The organism is Leifsonia sp. 22587 (assembly GCF_052044215.1).
GTDB classification, from domain to species: domain Bacteria; phylum Actinomycetota; class Actinomycetes; order Actinomycetales; family Microbacteriaceae; genus Leifsonia; species Leifsonia shinshuensis_C.
In genome coordinates this window covers 78,649-95,933 of record NZ_JBQENB010000001.1, presented here as the reverse complement: position 1 = coordinate 95,933, position 17,285 = coordinate 78,649, and the positions used below count along the sequence as shown (strand labels likewise).

At 70.8% G+C, this 17,285-nt stretch carries 15 protein-coding genes; 6 read left to right on the top strand and 9 right to left on the bottom strand.

Annotated elements, in window-relative coordinates; genetic code table 11:
* Positions 1-137: 137 nt before the first annotated feature.
* Positions 138-896 carry a MerR family transcriptional regulator gene (locus tag ACTJI1_RS00480; protein WP_440741112.1) on the bottom strand — a complete coding sequence of 253 codons (759 nt, stop codon included), beginning with the start codon at positions 894-896 and terminating at the stop codon, positions 138-140.
* An 81-nt stretch (positions 897-977) separates the two neighbouring features.
* On the opposite strand from ACTJI1_RS00480, the gene ACTJI1_RS00475 reads away from it, so the two are divergent.
* Complete coding sequence (locus ACTJI1_RS00475; protein ID WP_440741111.1) at positions 978-1,712, top strand: MBL fold metallo-hydrolase; 735 nt, start codon at positions 978-980, stop codon at positions 1,710-1,712.
* A 31-nt stretch (positions 1,713-1,743) separates the two neighbouring features.
* Here the strand turns inward: ACTJI1_RS00475 and ACTJI1_RS00470 are convergent, their stop codons facing one another.
* From ACTJI1_RS00470 to ACTJI1_RS00450, 5 genes are all read right to left on the bottom strand, one after another.
* Complete coding sequence (locus ACTJI1_RS00470; protein ID WP_440742159.1) at positions 1,744-3,915, bottom strand: APC family permease; 2,172 nt, start codon at positions 3,913-3,915, stop codon at positions 1,744-1,746.
* A gap of 233 nt (positions 3,916-4,148) precedes the next feature.
* Positions 4,149-4,778, bottom strand: a complete 630-nt coding sequence (locus ACTJI1_RS00465) for a PadR family transcriptional regulator (protein ID WP_310131657.1) — start codon at positions 4,776-4,778, stop codon at positions 4,149-4,151.
* Entirely contained in the window at positions 4,775-5,617 is an 843-nt protein-coding gene (locus ACTJI1_RS00460) for a DUF4097 family beta strand repeat-containing protein (RefSeq protein WP_310131658.1), read from the bottom strand. The genes ACTJI1_RS00465 and ACTJI1_RS00460 overlap by 4 nt, the downstream gene beginning before the upstream one ends.
* A 164-nt stretch (positions 5,618-5,781) precedes the next feature.
* Positions 5,782-6,363 (bottom strand): antibiotic biosynthesis monooxygenase, encoded by a 582-nt coding sequence (locus tag ACTJI1_RS00455; protein WP_440741110.1) that lies wholly within the window; start codon positions 6,361-6,363, stop codon positions 5,782-5,784.
* Between the two features lie 36 nt (positions 6,364-6,399).
* Positions 6,400-7,452 carry a LacI family DNA-binding transcriptional regulator gene (locus ACTJI1_RS00450; protein ID WP_440741109.1) on the bottom strand — a complete coding sequence of 351 codons (1,053 nt, stop codon included), beginning with the start codon at positions 7,450-7,452 and terminating at the stop codon, positions 6,400-6,402.
* Positions 7,453-7,788: 336 nt separating this feature from the next.
* On the opposite strand from ACTJI1_RS00450, the gene ACTJI1_RS00445 reads away from it, so the two are divergent.
* The 4 genes from ACTJI1_RS00445 to ACTJI1_RS00430 are packed head-to-tail and all read left to right on the top strand — an operon-like array spanning position 7,789 to position 13,193.
* Positions 7,789-9,039, top strand: coding sequence for a sugar ABC transporter substrate-binding protein (locus ACTJI1_RS00445; protein WP_440741108.1), 1,251 nt, complete (start codon positions 7,789-7,791; stop codon positions 9,037-9,039).
* 28 nt (positions 9,040-9,067) lie between these two features.
* Positions 9,068-10,231 (top strand): carbohydrate ABC transporter permease, encoded by a 1,164-nt coding sequence (locus ACTJI1_RS00440; protein ID WP_440741107.1) that lies wholly within the window; start codon positions 9,068-9,070, stop codon positions 10,229-10,231.
* Positions 10,228-11,142, top strand: a complete 915-nt coding sequence (locus ACTJI1_RS00435) for a carbohydrate ABC transporter permease (RefSeq protein WP_440741106.1) — start codon at positions 10,228-10,230, stop codon at positions 11,140-11,142. Before ACTJI1_RS00440 ends, ACTJI1_RS00435 begins: the two co-directional genes overlap by 4 nt.
* The gene (locus ACTJI1_RS00430; protein ID WP_440741105.1) at positions 11,139-13,193 is read left to right on the top strand and encodes a glycogen debranching N-terminal domain-containing protein; all 2,055 of its coding nucleotides are present in this window, start codon (positions 11,139-11,141) and stop codon (positions 13,191-13,193) included. The genes ACTJI1_RS00435 and ACTJI1_RS00430 overlap by 4 nt, the downstream gene beginning before the upstream one ends.
* 16 nt (positions 13,194-13,209) lie before the next feature.
* On the opposite strand, the gene ACTJI1_RS00425 is transcribed toward ACTJI1_RS00430, so the two are convergent.
* Positions 13,210-14,283, bottom strand: a complete 1,074-nt coding sequence (locus ACTJI1_RS00425) for an NAD(P)-binding domain-containing protein (RefSeq protein WP_440741104.1) — start codon at positions 14,281-14,283, stop codon at positions 13,210-13,212.
* A 141-nt stretch (positions 14,284-14,424) separates the two neighbouring features.
* Here ACTJI1_RS00425 and ACTJI1_RS00420 point away from each other — a divergent pair, with 141 nt between their 5' ends.
* Positions 14,425-14,658, top strand: a complete 234-nt coding sequence (locus ACTJI1_RS00420) for a DUF3073 domain-containing protein (RefSeq protein WP_310131674.1) — start codon at positions 14,425-14,427, stop codon at positions 14,656-14,658.
* 103 nt (positions 14,659-14,761) lie between these two features.
* Here ACTJI1_RS00420 and ACTJI1_RS00415 read toward each other — a convergent pair whose 3' ends face one another.
* Together ACTJI1_RS00415 and purM are read right to left on the bottom strand one after the other, a co-directional pair.
* Positions 14,762-16,066, bottom strand: a complete 1,305-nt coding sequence (locus ACTJI1_RS00415) for an Ig-like domain repeat protein (protein WP_440741103.1) — start codon at positions 16,064-16,066, stop codon at positions 14,762-14,764.
* Between the two features lie 60 nt (positions 16,067-16,126).
* Complete coding sequence (gene purM / locus ACTJI1_RS00410) at positions 16,127-17,248, bottom strand: phosphoribosylformylglycinamidine cyclo-ligase (protein ID WP_440741102.1); 1,122 nt, start codon at positions 17,246-17,248, stop codon at positions 16,127-16,129.
* Positions 17,249-17,285: the final 37 nt, after the last annotated feature.

Genomic DNA, 17,285 nt, shown 5'->3' with positions numbered 1-17,285 from the left:
TCGCGCGCCCTCGCGCCTGCGCCCTCGCGCCCAACCGTCGAGTACACGAAAAGTGCACGGTTTCAGCTCGAAACCGTGCACTTTTCGTGTACTCGACGGGGGCTCAGCGCGCTAGACCGGGGCGACCGAGGCGCGGGTCAGGCGAGGTGCTGGGCGTAGTGGCGGAGGGCGTCGCGGACGAACGTCGCGCCGGCCTCCCCGCCGTAGTTGGCCGCGAAGCGGGGGTCGGCGACGTACATGTCGCCGAGACCGGTCAGGTACGCGGCGAGCGGGGCGCCGGTGCCGTAGCCGGGCGTGCCCGGGATGTCGGCCAGCCAGTCCGCGTGACGTCGCGCCAGCTCCTGCGCCCGGTCGGAGTCGGGTGCGACCCCGTCCGCGGCGGCCGCCTGCCAGTCGGCGGCGAGACGCTGCTGCCGCTCCTGCCAGTCGCGGCGCTCCTCCGGCGTCTTGCTGCGCCACCAGCGGTCGGAGGAGGCGTACGCCTCCTTCCCCCAGCGCTCCTCGACCTCGTCCTTGTACTGCGTGTGATCGAAGCCGTCGAACATCTGCTCGGCCATGATCTCCTCTCCTTCCTCCACGGCGTGGATCGTCGACTCGACCGACGCGATCTGCCGCGCCAGCCGTTCCCGCTCCGTGCGCAGCCACGCGAGGTGGTCGCGCAGGGCGGGCGCCGCATCCGTCCGGTCGTCGAGCACCCGGCCGATGGCGTCGAGGCCCAGGCCGAGGTCGCGGAGCAGCAGGATGCGCTGCAGCCGCATGAGGGAGTCGCGGTCGTAGTACCGGTAGCCGTTGCCCCCGACACGGCTGGGCTTGAGCAGCCCGACCGCGTCGTAGTGCCGCAGCGTCCGGCTGGTCGTCCCGGCGATCCGGGCGATGTCCTGGATGGACCAGTCCATGTCCCCTCCTCTCGTGCGATGCAGCACCCACGCTAGGAGTTGACGTTACGTCAAGGTCAAGCGCGTCGCTAGAGTGACCGTGTGAGTGGCATCCGTTCGACCGTCCGCGTGGCCCCCGGCATCCTCTTCGTCGAAGGGCCGCTCTCCAACTGGACCGTCTTTCACGGCGCCGGCGCCGTGGAACTGGTCGACTGCGGCTACCCCGCGGACCTGCCGCTGGTCGAGGAGTCCATCCGCCTCGCGGGGGCCGACCCGGCCGACCTGCGCCGCATCCTGATCACCCACGGGCACTCCGACCACCTGGGCGCGAGCGCACGGCTCGCCGCCGAGCGGGGCGTCGTGGTGGCCGCGTCGCCCGCCGAGCTCCCCAACGTGCGCCGCGACGTCACCGAGCAGGTCACCGTGGCCGACCTGCTCCCCTCGATCTTCAAGCGGGGAACGGTTCGGTGGACCGTCGCCGCGGTGCGCGCCGGCGGCCTGGGCGACGTCGGCGTGCGGGATGCCGTGGCCCTGGAGGGCGAAAGCATCCTGCTCAGCACCGGCCACGAGCTCCAGCTGGTGCCGGCGCCCGGGCACACGACCGGGAGCGTCTGCTTCTTCGAGCCCGAATCGCAATCACTGCTGTCGGGCGATGCCGTCGTCAGCGGTCATCCACTGCTCCGTGAGTCGGGCGAGCTGCAGCAGCTGCCCGGGTTCTTCCAGCACGACGCCGACGAGGCGGCCCGGAGCGCCCGGAGGCTCGTCCTCTGCGACGCGGCCCGCATCCTGCCGGGGCACGGACCGATCGTCGAGCTCGCCCCGCACGCCGCCGGCTAGCGGCGTCGCCGCCGCCTAGCGGCCCCGCCGCCTAGCGCTTCGCGCGCGCCTTCGGACCGCCGCCGGCGCCCGCCGGCTCGCGCTTCTCCGCCTGCTCCCCCGTCGTCGCATCGCCCTGCGGCTGCGGCTCCGGGATGGTCGCCGCCACCTGCTCCGCGCTCTCGGCCGGGTCGCCGATCGTGAGCGGCACCGGGTGGATGTGGATGCGCGTGTGCGCGCGCGACGCGGGCACGAGGGGCCGGCGTGCGACCGGGCGCACCGGCTCGCCGCGGCGGTCCTGTCCGGGCAGCGGGCGGGACCGGCGGCCGTAGATGAGCGACGACGAGTCGAGCAGCCACGGCACGAGGGCGACGGTCACGCCGTGGCACAGCATGAGCTGCTTGCTGATGCGGCGGGCACGGTGATTGTGCAGCAGCGACTCCCACCAGTGGCCGACGATGTACTGCGGCAGGTAGACCGTCACGACCTCGGAGCCGTGCTCCTCCCGCCGGTGCTTGAGGTACTTCACCAGGGGGATGCCGAACTCACGGTACGGCGACTCGATGATGGTGAGCGGCACGTGGATGTTCTGCTCGATCCACTGGCGCTGCAGCTTCTGCGTCGCCTCCTCGTCGATGGAGACGTGGACGGCCTCGATGGAGTCGTGCCGGGCGGCGATGGCGTAGTCGAGCGCCTTGAGGGCCGGCTTCTGCATCTTGCCGATGAGGACGATGGCGTGGTCGCCGACGCTTCCGAACGTCGTGACCGGGTCGACCTCGACCTCCTTCTCGACGTCGCGGTAGTACCGGTTCACGCCGAGCATGAGGAACCAGAGGATCGGCATGAAGATGAAGACCAGGTACGCGCCGTGCGTGAACTTGGTGATCGTCACGACGATGAGCACGATCGCGGTGAGGCACGCGCCGAACGCGTTGATGCAGAGCGAGCGGATGATCCCGGTGCGTTCACGCCCGGTCTGGCCGCCCTCGCGCAGCAGCGAGATCCAGTGCTTCACCATGCCCGACTGGCCGAGCGTGAACGACACGAACACCCCGATGATGTAGAGCTGGATGAGCTGGGTCAGGTTCGCCTGGTACACGACCAGCAGCACCGTCGCCGCCAGCGCGAGGATGATCATGCCGTTCGAGTACACGAGGCGGTCGCCGCGGGTGTTCAGCGCCTTCGGGGCGTAGGAGTCGCGGGCGAGCACGGAGCCGAGAAGCGGGAAGCCGTTGAAGGCGGTGTTGGCCGCCAGCAGCAGCACGACGGCGGTCGCGGCCTGCACCAGGAAGAAGAAGAAGGTGTTGTTGCCGAAGGTGGCGGCGGCGATCTGGGCGATCAGGCTGCGCTGCGGCGACGTCGCGCACTGCGCCCAGCCTTGAAGGTCGCACGGGTTCTCGGCGTAGTGGACGCCGCTGATCAGGGCCGTCGCGGTGAGTCCGGCGAACAGGGTGATGGCGATGCCGCCCATGAGTCCCAGGGTGATGCGGGCGTTGCGGATCTTCGGCGTGCGGAACGCGGGGACGCCGTTGGCGACCGCCTCGACACCGGTCAGAGCCGAACATCCACTCGAGAAGGCGCGCAGCAGCAGGAGCACGACGGCCGCCTGGGTGAGGGAGTCCGCGTGCACCTGGTACCCGGCCGACTCGGCCACCGGAGCGTCGCCGAAGGCGGTGCGGATGAGCGCCGTGACGACCATGAGGCCGATGCTGCCGATGAAGATGTAGGTCGGCAGCGCGAACGCCTTCGACGACTCACGCACGCCGCGCAGGTTGACGGCGGCGATGACGATGACGCAGAGGATGGCGAGCTCGACCCGCCAGGGGGCGAGGAAGGGGAGCGCCGAGATCACGTTGTCGACGCCGGACGCGACCGACACGGCGACAGTGAGCACGTAGTCCACCAGCAGCGCGGACGCGACGACCAGCCCGGCCTTCTCGCCGAGGTTCTTGTGGGCGACCTCGTAATCGCCACCGCCCGACGGGTACGCCTTGACGAGCTGCCGGTAGCTGAGCACGACCGTGACGAGCAGGACGACCACCGCCGCGGCCACCCACGGCGCGAACGTCAGGAACGCCAGCCCGCCGAGCAGCAGGATCATCAGGAGCTCCTGCGGAGCGTAGGCGACGCTCGAGAGCGCATCCGAGGCGAAGATGGGTAGGGCGAGGTGCTTCGGGAGCAGTTGTCCTTCGAGCTTCTCACTCGGAAGCGGGTCGCCGATCAACCAGCGCTTCGGGGATCTCCCCTCATTTGTCACGAGGTGCGAGCATACTCGCTGGCAATGCACTGTCAAGTCGGCGCGTCGCGCCCCCAGCACCCTCCCGATCTGCAAACACTGGGCGTTGCCCTGCAGACGGGGCGGGTGTGGCGGATTGGCGCGGCACGGCGACCGGCAGTGGTCTCACTGGGAGCCGGATGAGCATTCGCTGACTCTTTCCCAAAGCCGAACGCTCGCGCTCAGCGGCGGCTGAGCGCCTCGGCGACGGTGCGCCGGACGCGGTCCAGTTCGCCCTTGAGGAGCGGGACGACGTCGACGGGGAGGGCGCCGCGCGCCGCCTCGGAGCGGAGGTCCGTTCGCAGCTGCTGACGGAACTCGTTGAGCGCCGCCTCCGCATCCCGGACCGCCGTCATCCCGGCTGCGCGTGCATCCCGGCCGGCGTCCCGGGACTCCTGGCGCGGGTCGACGCGCGACGCGTTCCGCTTGGCCTCCCGGGCGGCCGACGCCAGCTCGGCACGCAGCGTGCGCATGGCGTCGTTCACGCCCGCGCGCACCTCGTCGGCGAGCCGCCGGACCGAGTCGGTGACCTCCTCCTCGATCGCGTCCAGCTCGGGGCGGCGGGCGTCCAGCTCCGCGCGCCCGGCGTCCGTGATCGCGTAGACGGTCTTGCGGCCCTCGGTGGTCTTGGTGACCAGCCCCTCCTCCTCGAGCTTGGCGAGGCGGGGGTAGATCGTCCCGGCACTGGGGCTGTACGTGCCGCCGAAGCGGTCGCTGAGCGCCTGGATGAGCTCGTAGCCGTGCCGTGGGGACTCGTCGAGGAGGCTCAGCAGGTACAGCCGGAGGCTGCCGTGCGAGAAGACGGGGCTCACGCCGACGCCTCCTGCGCATTCGCGCCCTGCGCCGTCGCGGCACTGCGCAGCACTGCCGCATCGCCCGAAACGGAGTTGACGTTGATCTCGACCCAGGTGCCGTTGAGCGTGCCGGAGGTGCCGGTGTAGCCCCTGCCCATCCCGCCGACCACGGTCATGTTGTCGAGCTGCACCTTCCCCGACACCGTGTTCACGCGGTAGCGCGCGCCGACGGCCTCCGGGATGCGGATGGTCGTGTCGCCGGAGACCGTGTTCACGGCGATCTCGTCCGGGGTGCCGGTGACGTCGATCATGACGTCGCCGGAGACGCCGTCGGCCGAGAAGCGGCGGATGGCGCCGGTCGCGGTCACGTCGCCCGAGACGGTGTGGGCGGAGATGCGGCCCGTGTGGTCGCGCACCGAGAGCTCGCCGTTGACGGAGTTGAGCTCGATGTCGCCGGTGAGGCCGTCGGCGACGACATCCCCGGACACGGTGCTGAGCCGCGCGTCCGTGTGCAGTCCGGAGACCAGGGCGGTCGCGGAGACGACGCCGAACTTGAGCTCGACATCGCGCGGCACGAGCACGCTGACGTCGGCCCGGGCGCTGGACCGCATGGACTTGAAGACCTCGATGAAGTTGTCCCAGCGCAGCTGCGGGTGGTCGATCTCGAGGCGGTCGCCGTCGATGACGATCTTCAGGTCACGCCCTTCGACCGAGTGGACCTCGATCCGCGCCCCGGGCTCGTCGTGCCCGACGATGTCGATCTGACCGCCGATAAATCCGACCTTCAGCGCGCGGACGAGCTCCACATCGATGGTGCGGCTCTCGCCCGGCTGGATCAGCCACTTCTCCTGTGCCATGGTTCGTTCTCCTTGCTTCTCCGGTCCATGCCGGGACCGTCGGTGACTCGCGTTATATCGCGACTGTTGACGGATTCACGATATATCGCGATTACGAGGGATGCAAGGGTGCGCGGGCAGGATTCCCGGAGTTCAGGGTCGGGTCAGGGAGAACCCCGAGTGAACTACCGGCGGAGCCAGGGCTGCAGCAGCCGGGTGACGAACGGCAGCAGCACGTACGTCATGGTGGGCGTCAGGCAGAGCGTGCTGAGCAGCACCGTCGCGAGCAGCCACAGACTGTGCCAGCCCGGCACGAACGTCACGGTGAGGTACGTGAAGGCGAGCGACAGCGGGAAGAAGCCGAGCCAGATCGTCACGGCCTGCTTCCAGCGCGGCGGCGCCGCGGGCACGCCCGGCTGCGGCTGGTCGAACCAGCCCTCGATGCCGGTCCTCCGCTCGACGCGGGACACCTCCACCAGCTCGCGACCCGCGTAGAGCCAGTCGGCACGGTCGTCCGACGCCTCCCAGGCCTCCAGGGTGTCCGCGTCCGCGAAGCGGTAGAGCATGTGCCACTCGTCGGAGTCGGCGTGGGCGCGCACCCAGCCGGAGCCGAGGAAGCCGTCATACGTGTTGGCCAGGTTCACGCCGGCCTGCACCCAGTGGGTGACCTCGGCCAGGCGCGTGCTGTCGACACGGCGGGTGATGGACACGGTGATCGGGAGGCGACGCGCTCGTGGCGCATCCAGCAGAGGCTCTTGTGGAGACATGCCTCCATTGTCTCCGCAGCGCGTTACACGCGGATTTCAGAGCGTGCGGTCGCCGATGAGCGACGGACCGTCGCGCACCACCAGGCGCGGCGTCACCAGGCGGTGACGCGGGTCGGTCACCGGGTCGCCGCGCTGGACGCGGCCGCCGTGTGCGCCGGTGAGCAGTTCCAGCACGCCGGCGGCGACCTCGTCGAGCTGCTGGGCGACGCTCGAGAAGCCCAGCGCCTCGGCGACCGGCGTGTCGTCGTACCCGACGACGGGGATGCGGCCCGCCGTCGCCGTGAGGGCGCCGAGCGCGAGGGAGTCGGAGACGCAGACGACCCCGTCGAGGCGGCCGGCGCGCTGCTCGAGGCGGCGCACCGCGTCCGCACCGTTCGGGACGACGTCCTCCACCGCCGCGTCGAGCAGCCGTAGCTCCTCCTCGGCCAGACCGCTCCCCGCGCGCATCGCCTCCAGCCAGCCGGCGCGCCGGTCGTCGCCCGTCCCGGACCCGCTGGGCCAGCCGATGAAGCCGATGCGCGGACCGCCGCGGGAGAGCAGATGCGCCGTCGCCTCGCGCACGCCGGCGCGACCGTCCACATCCACCCACAGATGCTCGGGATCGGTCATGTCGTCGATGCCCCACGGGCGGCCGAAGGTCACGAACGACCGGCCGTTCTCGATCAGCCACTCCGTGCGGGGGTCGCCGTGGAACGTCGACGTGAGCACGAAGGCGTCGACGTCCGCAGCATCCGACAGCCGGCGGAACTGCTCGATCTCGTCCTCCGGCCCCGTCGCGGTGAAGAGCAGCACCCGGAGACCCTGGCGGTCGGCCTGCTCGGTGAGCGCGTGCAGGAAGCGGTCGAGGATGCTGCCCGAGATGCCGTCCTGCGTGATGGGGTCGAGGCGGATGCCGATCGTGGAGCTCTTCTGCGTGCGGAGCCGGCGCGCGGAGGCGTGCGGCCGGTAGCCGAGCGAGTGGATGGCGGCCTGCACCCGCTCCCGCGTCTCCGGGCGAACGAGCTCCGGCGCGTTGAGCACGTTCGACACGGTCTGGCGGGACACTCCGGCGACGTCGGCGACGTCGGTCACGGTCGGCTGCGCACCCATCGCCTGGCCTCCCTCCGGCTCGTCTCGTGGCTGGATACGACCCTAGTGGGCTGCTTGACACCTGTGGAAGCGCGCGGTTACTGTGACAGGCATCCCGGTTTGATCGTTCAAACTCAGCGTAGTGGCTGTTGATTTGATCGATCAAACCAGGAGTGACGAATCAGGCGACGGAGCGGAGGAGGTCGGATGCGCGCATCGCAGCGGAGCACCGGCACCGGCTCCGACGTGCCCGGGATCCGCTCACAGACCGCACCATCCGACGGGTTGTCCACAACCTTCCCGCCCCTTCCCGTGTGCGCCTCTTCTCGCGGGCACACTCATACCAAGGAGACACGAATGCGCAAGATCACACACCGCTGGCTCGCGGGCGGCGCCGTCGCCGCGGCGACCGCGCTCGCCCTCACGGCGTGCGGCTCCGGCTTCGGCGGCAGCAGCAGTTCCGACACCGGCAAGCTCACCTCGTCCGACAAGGCGCTGACCGTCATGATCGGCTCGTCCGGCGACGCCGAGACCACCGCGGTGAAGTCCGCAGTGTCCGACTGGTCCAAGAGCTCGGGCACCAAAGCGAACCTGGTGGTCGCGAGCGACCTCAACCAGCAGCTCTCGCAGGGCTTCGCCGCGAAGAAGCCGGCCGATGTCTTCTACCTCTCGACCGACGCGCTGGCCGGGTACGCGTCCAACGGGTCGCTCCTCGCCTACGGCGACCAGCTGAGCAACAAGAGCGACTTCTACCCGGGCCTGGTCAAATCCTTCACCTACGACGGCAAGTTCTACTGCGCGCCGAAGGACTTCTCCACGCTCCAGCTGGTGATCAACACCGACGCCTGGACGGCCGCCGGGCTGACCGACGCCGACATCCCGAAGACCTGGGACGACCTCGAGGCCGTCGCCAAGAAGCTCACGACGGGCAGCCAGGTCGGGCTCGGCATCTCGGGCGAGTACGCCCGCATCGGCTCGTTCATGGTCCAGGCCGGCGGAAACCTCATGAATGAGGACAGCACCAAGGCCACCGCGAACAGCGAGGCCAACGTGAAGGCGCTCGACTTCGTCAAGCGGATGCTGAACGGCGGGGAGCTGAAGTACGCGAAGGACCTCGGCGCCGGCTGGGGCGGCGAGGCGTTCGGCAAGGGCCTCGCGGCGATGACGATCGAGGGCAACTGGATCACCGGCGCCCTCAAGTCCGACTTCCCGAACATCAAGTACAAGATCGCAGAGCTGCCGAAGGGACCGGCCGGCCAGGGCACGCTGCAGTTCACCAACTGCTGGGGCATCGCCGCCGACAGCCCCAACCAGGCCGCCGCGCTGAAGCTGGTCGAGAAGCTGACCAGCAAGTCGGACCAGCTCGCCTTCTCGAAGGCCTTCGGCCCGATGCCGTCCATCAAGTCGGCCGCTGACGAGTGGAAGTCGGACAACCCCGACCTGGTGCCGTTCCTGGACGCCGCCGACTACGCCAAGGGCGTGCCGACCGCGAAGGGCTCCGCCGACGTCGTCACCGACCTCAACAGCAAGCTCGAGTCGCTGGCGACCGGCGATCCGAAGTCCATCCTCGACACCACGCAGAAGAACCTCGAAGCGCTGCTGAAGTAGCACGCGCCCACCGGAGGAAAGGCCCGTCATGTCTGCAACCGCGAGTCGGTCTCGTCGCACCGGAATCCGGCGCGGCGAGGCCGCCTCGGGGTGGTTGTTCACCGCCCCGGTCATCCTGCTGCTCGGCGTCTTCCTCGTCGTCCCGGTGCTGATGGCCCTCTGGGTCAGCTTCTCCGATTGGGGCGGCCGCGGCAGCCCCTTCTCGCCGGACGTGAAGTTCGTCGGCCTCGACAACTACGCCACGCTTCTCGGCGGAGGAGGGCTGGCCGAGCAGGACTTCGGCACCGCGCTCAAGAACAACGCCTGGTACGTGGTGCTGGTCGTCCCCATCCAGACCGCGGTGTCGCTGGGTCTCGCCGTGCTGGTCAGCCGCGCGATCCTCCGTGGGCGGGGGTTCTTCCGCACGGCGTTCTACTTCCCTTCCGTGACGAGCTCGGTCGCCATCACGGTGCTCTGGCTGTTCCTGTTCAGCACCAGCGGTGCCGTCAACAAGGTGCTCTCCTGGTTCGGGATCAACGGCCCGAACTGGTTCAACGATCCCAGCGGGATCATCCACAACTTCCTACGGCTCTTCGGCGTCACGCAGGGACCGGCCGCGCTGACTCGGAACACCGCGCTCGGCGTCTCCTGGTGGGACTGGCTCGGCGGCCCGTCGGTGGCGATGACGGCGTTCATCATCATGGCCGTGTTCACCACGAGCGGCACCTTCATGCTGCTCTTCCTGGCGGCCCTGCAGAACCTCGGCGGCGACGTGACGGAGGCGGCGATGATGGACGGCGCCAACGGCTGGCAGCGCTTCTGGCGCATCACCCTCCCGCAGCTCCGGCCGACGCTGTTCACCGTCCTGACCCTCGGACTGATCGGTTGCTGGCAGGTGTTCGACCAGATCTACACGGGCACCCGCGGCGCGCCGGGCAAGACCACCCTCACCCCCGCGTACCTCTCTTATCAGACGTCGTTCGTCAACCAGGAGTGGGGCCAGGGCGCGGCCATCGCGTTCATCCTGTTCGTCATCATCGTCGTCTTCACGATCTTCCAGCGCTGGGTGCTCAGGGATCGGAAGGTCTCGAAGCGCCGGATGCGGCTCTACCAGCCGGCGCTGGCGGCGGGGACGGCCGCCGGCAGCGCTCCGAGCAGCGTGCCGGCCGCACCCGAGACCGACGATTCCGACCGGAAGGGAGCGCTCCGATGAGCACCACAGCGATGCAGAGCGAGCGCGGCGCCGCCGTCTCGCCACCGCCGTCCTCCCCACGGCCCGTCGGCCGCCGACGATCGACGAGCACCGTGGTCGCGACCTCCGTCACCTACGCGGTGCTGGTGGTGCTGGCGATCGTCTACATCATGCCGTTCCTCATCCAGCTGGCGACGTCGTTCAAGACGGACGCGGAGGCGGCCTCGAACCCGGTCGCGCTCATTCCGCAGACCTTCACCACGGCGGCCTACGCGAAACTGTTCCTCAACTCCGACTTCCCCGTCTGGTTCGCCAACTCGGCGGTCGTCACCATCGTGGTGACCCTGGGCCGGGTCTTCTTCGACTCGCTGGCCGGGTACGCGCTCGCGCGCCTGCACTTCCGCGGCCGCTCGGTCGTGTTCGCCGCTCTCGTCGCCATCATGGCGGTCCCGACCGTGGTGCTGCTCATCCCGAAGTTCCTGGTGATCAACCAGCTCGGCATCTACGACTCGTACACGGGCATGATCGTGCCCCTGCTGACGGACGCCGCGGGCGTCTTCATCATGAAGAACTTCTTCGAATCCATCCCGGCGAGCGTCGAGGAGCAGGCGCGCATCGACGGCGCGGGGACGTTCCGCGTGTTCTGGTCGGTCGTGCTCCCGATGGCGCGGCCCGCGCTGATCACGATCATCATCCTGTCGTTCCAGGGGTCGTGGAACGAGCTGGCGCACTTCATCGTCTCCACGCAGAGCCCGGCCCTGACCACCCTGACGAAGGGCGTCGCAGGCCTCGCCAGCGGGCAGCTCAGCCAGGGGACGCAGTACCCGCTGAAACTCGCCGCTGCCGCGGTCATGACGATCCCCGTCGCCGTGGTCTTCTTCATCTTCCAGAGACGGATCATGAACGCGAGCGAGGGGGCCGTGAAGGAATGACGGCAGCCACCACCATGACGGACACCACCACCGAGCACGAAAGCACCACCGCCACGATGACCCAGCCCCTCCAGCCGCTCCTGCACGACAGCGTCGTGGTGCTCACCGCACCCTCGCAGGCCTGGTCCGCGCCGGACGGGAGGATCGACGGGCACGGCATCCACGGCTTCTACCACTCGGATCTCCGCGTGCTCGATCGCGTGCTCCTGACCATCGGCGGCGCCGAGCCCGAACACATCGCGACCGCCGGCCCGGATGCGGCCACCGCCGTCTTCACGGGACTCGCCCGCGGCATCGACGACCGCACGGCCGATCCGCGCGTGCGGGTCGACCGCACCCGGATCGTGGGCGCCGGCTCCCTGGAGGAACGGCTCGTCCTGCGGAACGCGCTCGGCGCGCCGGTCCGCACCACCATCGAGGTGGCGCTGCACGCCGACTTCTCTCCCATGCAGCAGATCAAGGCGGGTCTCACCGGCAGCGAGCATCCGGTGAGCGTCGACGCCAGCGCCGACGGAGCGGTGCTCCGTAGCGGCCCCATCACCGCGACGGTCCGCGTACCCCGGGCTCACGTGACCGTCGACGGCGATGTCTCTGTGCTGCGCTGGGAGGTGGAGGCACCCGCCCACGGCGAGGCCGTCGTCGAGTGGCGCATCGAGGTCGACGACCCGACAGCGGTGGTCGCCGGCGCGCGCCCCTCCGAGGAGTGGGCGGCGTTCGAGGCCCGCACCGACGACTCCCGCCTGGGCTCCTGGCTGCGGCAGGCGGTGGCCGATCTGCAGGCACTGCGCATGTCGACGCGCGAGCGTCCGGACGACGTCTTCCTGGCGGCCGGCGCCCCGTGGTTCTTCACCCTCTTCGGGCGGGATTCGATCTGGGCCGCCCGCCTGCTCCTCCCCCTCGGGCACGAGCTGGCCGCCTCGACGCTGCGCGTGCTCGCGCACTACCAGGGCACCCGCGTCGTGCCGGACACCGCGGAACAGCCGGGCAAGATCATGCACGAGCTCCGGCCCGGCGCGCTCGCCATCCCGGGCGAGGGTGTCGTCCTTCCGCCTCTCTACTACGGCACGGTCGACGCGACCGCGCTGTGGGTCTGCCTGCTGCACGACGCGTGGCGGTGGGGCATGCCCCGGCACGAGATCGAGCCGCTCCTCCCCAACTTGGAGGCGGCTCTGGCGTGGATGCGGGACTACGGCGACAGCGACGACGACGGCTTCCTCGAGTACGTCGACACCACGGGCCACGGACTGGCCAACCAGGGCTGGAAGGACTCCGGCGACTCGATCCAGTGGCGCGACGGCAGCCTCGCCGAGGGCCCGATCGCCCTGTGCGAAGTCCAGGGCTACGCCTACGAGGCGGCCATCGGCGGCGCGGAGCTGCTCGACGCGTTCGACCGGCCGGGCGGCGACCAGTGGCGCGACTGGGCGGCGGGGCTCAAGCAGCGGTTCGCGGACGCCTTCTGGATCGACGACCCGGCGGGCGCCTACCCCGCCGTGGCCCTGGACGCGGCGAAGCGGCGCGTGGACACCGTCACGAGCAACATCGGGCACCTGCTGGGGACGGGCATCCTGAATGCGGACCAGGCCGCCCTGGTCGTGCGCCGTCTCGTCTCCCCCGAGCTCTCGTCCGGCTACGGTCTGCGGACGATGTCCACGGACTCCGCCGGCTACTGGCCGCTCAGCTACCACGGCGGCAGCGTGTGGGCGCACGACACCGCCATTGTCGTGCGCGCGCTCGCGGACGACGGATTCCGGGAGGAAGCCGCCGTGCTGTCCGACGGGCTGCTCGCAGCCGCCGCCGGCTTCGGCTACCGGATGCCGGAGCTGCACGCGGGAGACGGCGCGGACGAGACGACGTCGCCCATCCCCTACCCCGCGGCGTGCCGCCCGCAGGCGTGGTCCGCGGCGGCGGCCGTGGCCGTGCTCGGCGCGCGGCTGGGGCTCCGGCCGGGCGCAGCGGCGGGCGTGCTCGAGGTGGATGCGGACCCGGCCACGGGCGGGATACGGGTGTGCGGGTTGCGGTTCGCGGGCGAGAGCCGCGACATCACGGTCTGACGCGTCGGCCCGGCTCCTACAGCTGCGCCATGATCTGGCGGGCGATGATGCGCCCGGCGCGGTTGGCCCCGATCGTGGACGCCTGCGGCCCATACCCGGCGAGGAATATGCGCGGGTCCTGCCAGGAGGCGCCGGACGCGACGGTCAGTCCGCCCGACTTCTCCCGCAGCCGAAGCGGCGCCAGATGACGCAGTTCCGGACGGAAGCCGGTCGCCCAGATGATCGCGTCCGCCTGCGTGAACGAGCCGTCCGGCCAGCGGACGCCGTCCTCCTCGATCCGGGTGAACATCTCCCGCTCGATCAGCACACCGCGCTCGATCCCCGCGGCGATGCGTCGCGTGCGCGGCACGCCCGTGCCGCTCACGATCGACGGGAGCGCCTGCCCGGCCCGGGCTGCGGCATCCTGCATCGCGACGGCCGCGACGCCGCCCTCGATCGTCAACTCGGACTCGTCCCGGAAATCCACGGGGCGCCGGGTCGCCCAGGTCAGCGAGGACGCGATGCCCTCTAGTTCGAGCAGGAAGCCGATCGCGCTCGTGCCGCCGCCGACCACCACGACGGACTGCCCGGCGAACTCTTCGGCCGACAGGTAGCTCGACGTGTGCACGTGCCGGCCGCGGAAGTCGTTCATGCCCGGGTAGTACGGCACGAACGGCGCGCCCCAGGTGCCTGTCGCGTTCACGACGATGCGCGTGCCCGTCTCTCCTGCCGTGTGCTGGACGACGAGGTCGGCACCGCGGTCGAACACGCTCGTGACGGTGACCGGGCGCTGCACATCCAGCCCGAAGTACTCCTCGTAGCGGCGGTAGTAGCCGGCCACGATGTCGCGGGCCGGGAGCGACCGATCGGCCGTGTCGAAGCTGAGCCCCAGCTCCGACATCCCGGGGAGGTCGTTCACGTGGTGGGCGCTGCCGAGCTTGAGCGCATCCCACCGGTGCTGCCACGCTCCACCGGTGCGCGGACCCCGGTCGTAGACGATGAAGTCGACCCCGGGAGTCAGCTCGAACCGCCTCAGGTAATACGCCACGGCAAGGCCGGCCTGGCCTGCGCCGATCACCACCACCTGGGTGTCGGTCCTGGTCGTGCTCACGCGCTCATCCCACCACTTCTCGCTGTGCGGCGACTCGGGGTGCCATGAGGGCCGCATGCTAAACTCGATGCTAGTTTTCACTGTTCTTATTCGATCCCCGGCGAGTCTCTCGCGCGGGCTGGGACCAAAAGGGGGTCACGCATGGGGCGCGGCCGTCAGAAGGCGAAGCACACCAAGATCGCTCGCCAGTTGAAGTCGTTCAGTCCTTCCGTGAATTACGACGCCCTGGAGCGTGAGCTGACCGGTCATTCCCACAGCGAAGACGACCAGTACGCCAAGTGGGCGGAGTACGAATCCGACGAGGAGACCGAGTCGGAGGACGAGTACGAGTACGACGACGAAGACGAGGAGACGGGCACCCCGAAGCGCGCGTAGCGCCGCCCTTCGCCCCTGAGCCAGCCCTCCCCAGAGCCAGGCCCGCTGGGTCGTCAGCGATCCGGCACCCCGAAAAGCTGTCACCGTCGGGACGTGACGTTCGTCATGCCCGCGCTTCACGCATCCCCACCGCGCGCACCAGCCCGAGCACACCCAGGATGCCGCCCGCGGTGAGCAGGATGCCCCCGGCGAGCATGGCCAGGTCCTGTGCGGTGCTCGCCGTCGCGGGCGCACCGGCGGTGGGGTCGTCCGGCGGCAGCGCCGAGGACGCACCGGGCAACGCGCCCGCCCGGCTTGCCCCGTTCCCCGCCGCCGCCGGCACCGTGGCCGGGACCGCGGGGAGGCGGACGGTGGCCGACGCTGTCGTGACGGCGGTGGATGCGCGCTGCAGCAGCACGAAGAAGGTCGCGGCGGGCGATCCTGCGGGACGCGGCGGCAGATCGACGCGGACCGTCGCGGTGGGCTGCCCCTCGTCGAGCGCGACGGTGGTCGCCAGGGGCGAATAGTCCGCGCCGGCAGTAGCGGTTCCGTCGGCGGTCATCAGGTCGGCCGACGCCGTCCCCTCCGCGGAGGCGCGTGCGACGGTGACCAGCACACTGCTGCTCCCGGTCACGACCGACCCCACCGCGACCTCGAGCGGCGCGCTCGGAGCTGTCGCGGTGACGGTCGCGCTGCCGCCGGAAGGGAGGAGCCCCGAGCCGTCGGCCGGGAGGTAGGTCGCGGTCACCGTGTGCGCGCCCGCGGCCGCCACCGGAAGGTCCGCCCGGGCGACGCCCGAGGCGGAGACGGGAGCCGTCACCGCTGGGCCGCCGTCCAGGGCGAACGCGATCGCGCCCGTGGAGGGCGGCGCGAGCAGCATCCGCGTCACCGCGGCGGAGACGGAGACCGTGTCGCCCGCGCTGATCCGTTCCGGCGCGCTGACGGCGACCGCGGTGGCCGCCGTGCAGGCCGGAGCGCCGTCGAAGCGCACCTCCGTGGCGCCGAGGCGCCAGGCGAGCTCCGGTTCGGCGGCCGAGTCGAGGGTGAGCAGCCAGACGCCGTGGTGCTCCCCCGGCGCGAAGGCGGAGGGCTGGCCGCGGTCCGCGGTGCCCGCGGTGAGGTCGTTCGTCCCGGATGCGGCGGGCACGGTCACGGGGCTGGCCGCGGTCGAGCGGTAGCCGAGCACGACCGTGCGGGACGAGACGGCGCCGAGCGGCGCATCCTGCACGCAGTCGACCAACGGCACGAGCGCATCCGCAGGCCCAGCGGCGGACGCAGGCGCCGGTGACGGCGCCGATGGCGCCGGGGTCGCGGGTGGAGGGGACGCGGGAAGCCCGGCCGCCGCAGCGGGCGCCGCTCCCAGCAGCGCACCGACCGCCGCGAGTGCCACCGCACCCGCCATGCGAAGGCTGGCGTGCGGTCGGCTCACACGCGCCACTCTAGCGGCAGGCGCGGGCGCGGCGCTCCGACCAAAAAGGGTGACGCGGGCTCAGGCGGCGTAGCCGCCGACGAGGCGCACCGCGCCGCCGTCGACGCCCTTGGCGCCCTGCTCGAAGCCGGTGAGGTCGCGGGCGGCCGTGGACACCGTCCCGGCACGCCAGGTGGGGATGCCGTCGGCGGTGAGCGCGGCCGCGACCGCCTCGGCCGCCTCCGGAGCGACGACGGCGAACATGCCGATGCCGAGGTTCCAGGTGCCCTCGCTCGACTCCAGGCTGCTGCCCGCCAGGTCGCTCAGGATGCGGAACACCGGCGTGGGCGACCAGGTCGAGCGGTCGACCTCCACCCACGACCCGACCGGGAGCACCCGCGCGAGGTTCGCGGCGATGCCGCCGCCGGTGACGTGACTGAGGGAGTGGATCGCTCCGCTGAGGGATGCATCCTGCAGCACCCGCAGCAGCGGGCCCGTGTAGAGCCGGGTCGGCTCCAGCAGCGCCTCGCCCACGACGCCGCCGAACTCCTCGGAGCGGTCGGTGAACCCGATGCCGCGCGCGGCCAGGATGTGGCGGACCAGCGAGAAGCCGTTCGAGTGCAGTCCCGACGACGCCATCGCCAGCACCGCATCCCCGTCGCGGACGCGCTCGGCGCCGAGCACGTCGTCGGCCTCCACGGCTCCCACCGCAGCGCCCGCGACGTCGTAGTCGTCGGCTCCCAGCAGGCCGGGGTGCTCGGCCGTCTCGCCGCCGACCAGGGCCGTTCCGGTCTCGGCGCAGGCGCCGGCGATACCGGCGACGATGGCGGCGATGCGCTCGGGGACGACCTTGCCGCAGGCGATGTAGTCGGTCATGAAGAGGGGACGCGCGCCCACCACGACGATGTCGTCGACGACCATGCCCACGAGGTCCTGGCCGATCGTGTCGTGCTTGTCGAGTGCCTGGGCGATGGCGACCTTGGTGCCGACGCCGTCGGTGGAGGTCGCGAGCAGCGGCCGGCGGAAGTCGCGCAGGAAGGACACGTCGAAGAGGCCGGCGAACCCGCCGACACCACCGAGCACCTCGGGGCCGTGGGTGCGGCCGACGGCGGCCTTCATGAGCTCGACGGCCCGGTCGCCGGCCGCGGTGTCGACGCCGGCGGCGGCGTAGGAGGCGGACGAGGAGGCGGTGGAGTCGGTCACCGCTCCATCGTATCGGCGGAGGCGGGCGCCTCCCGCC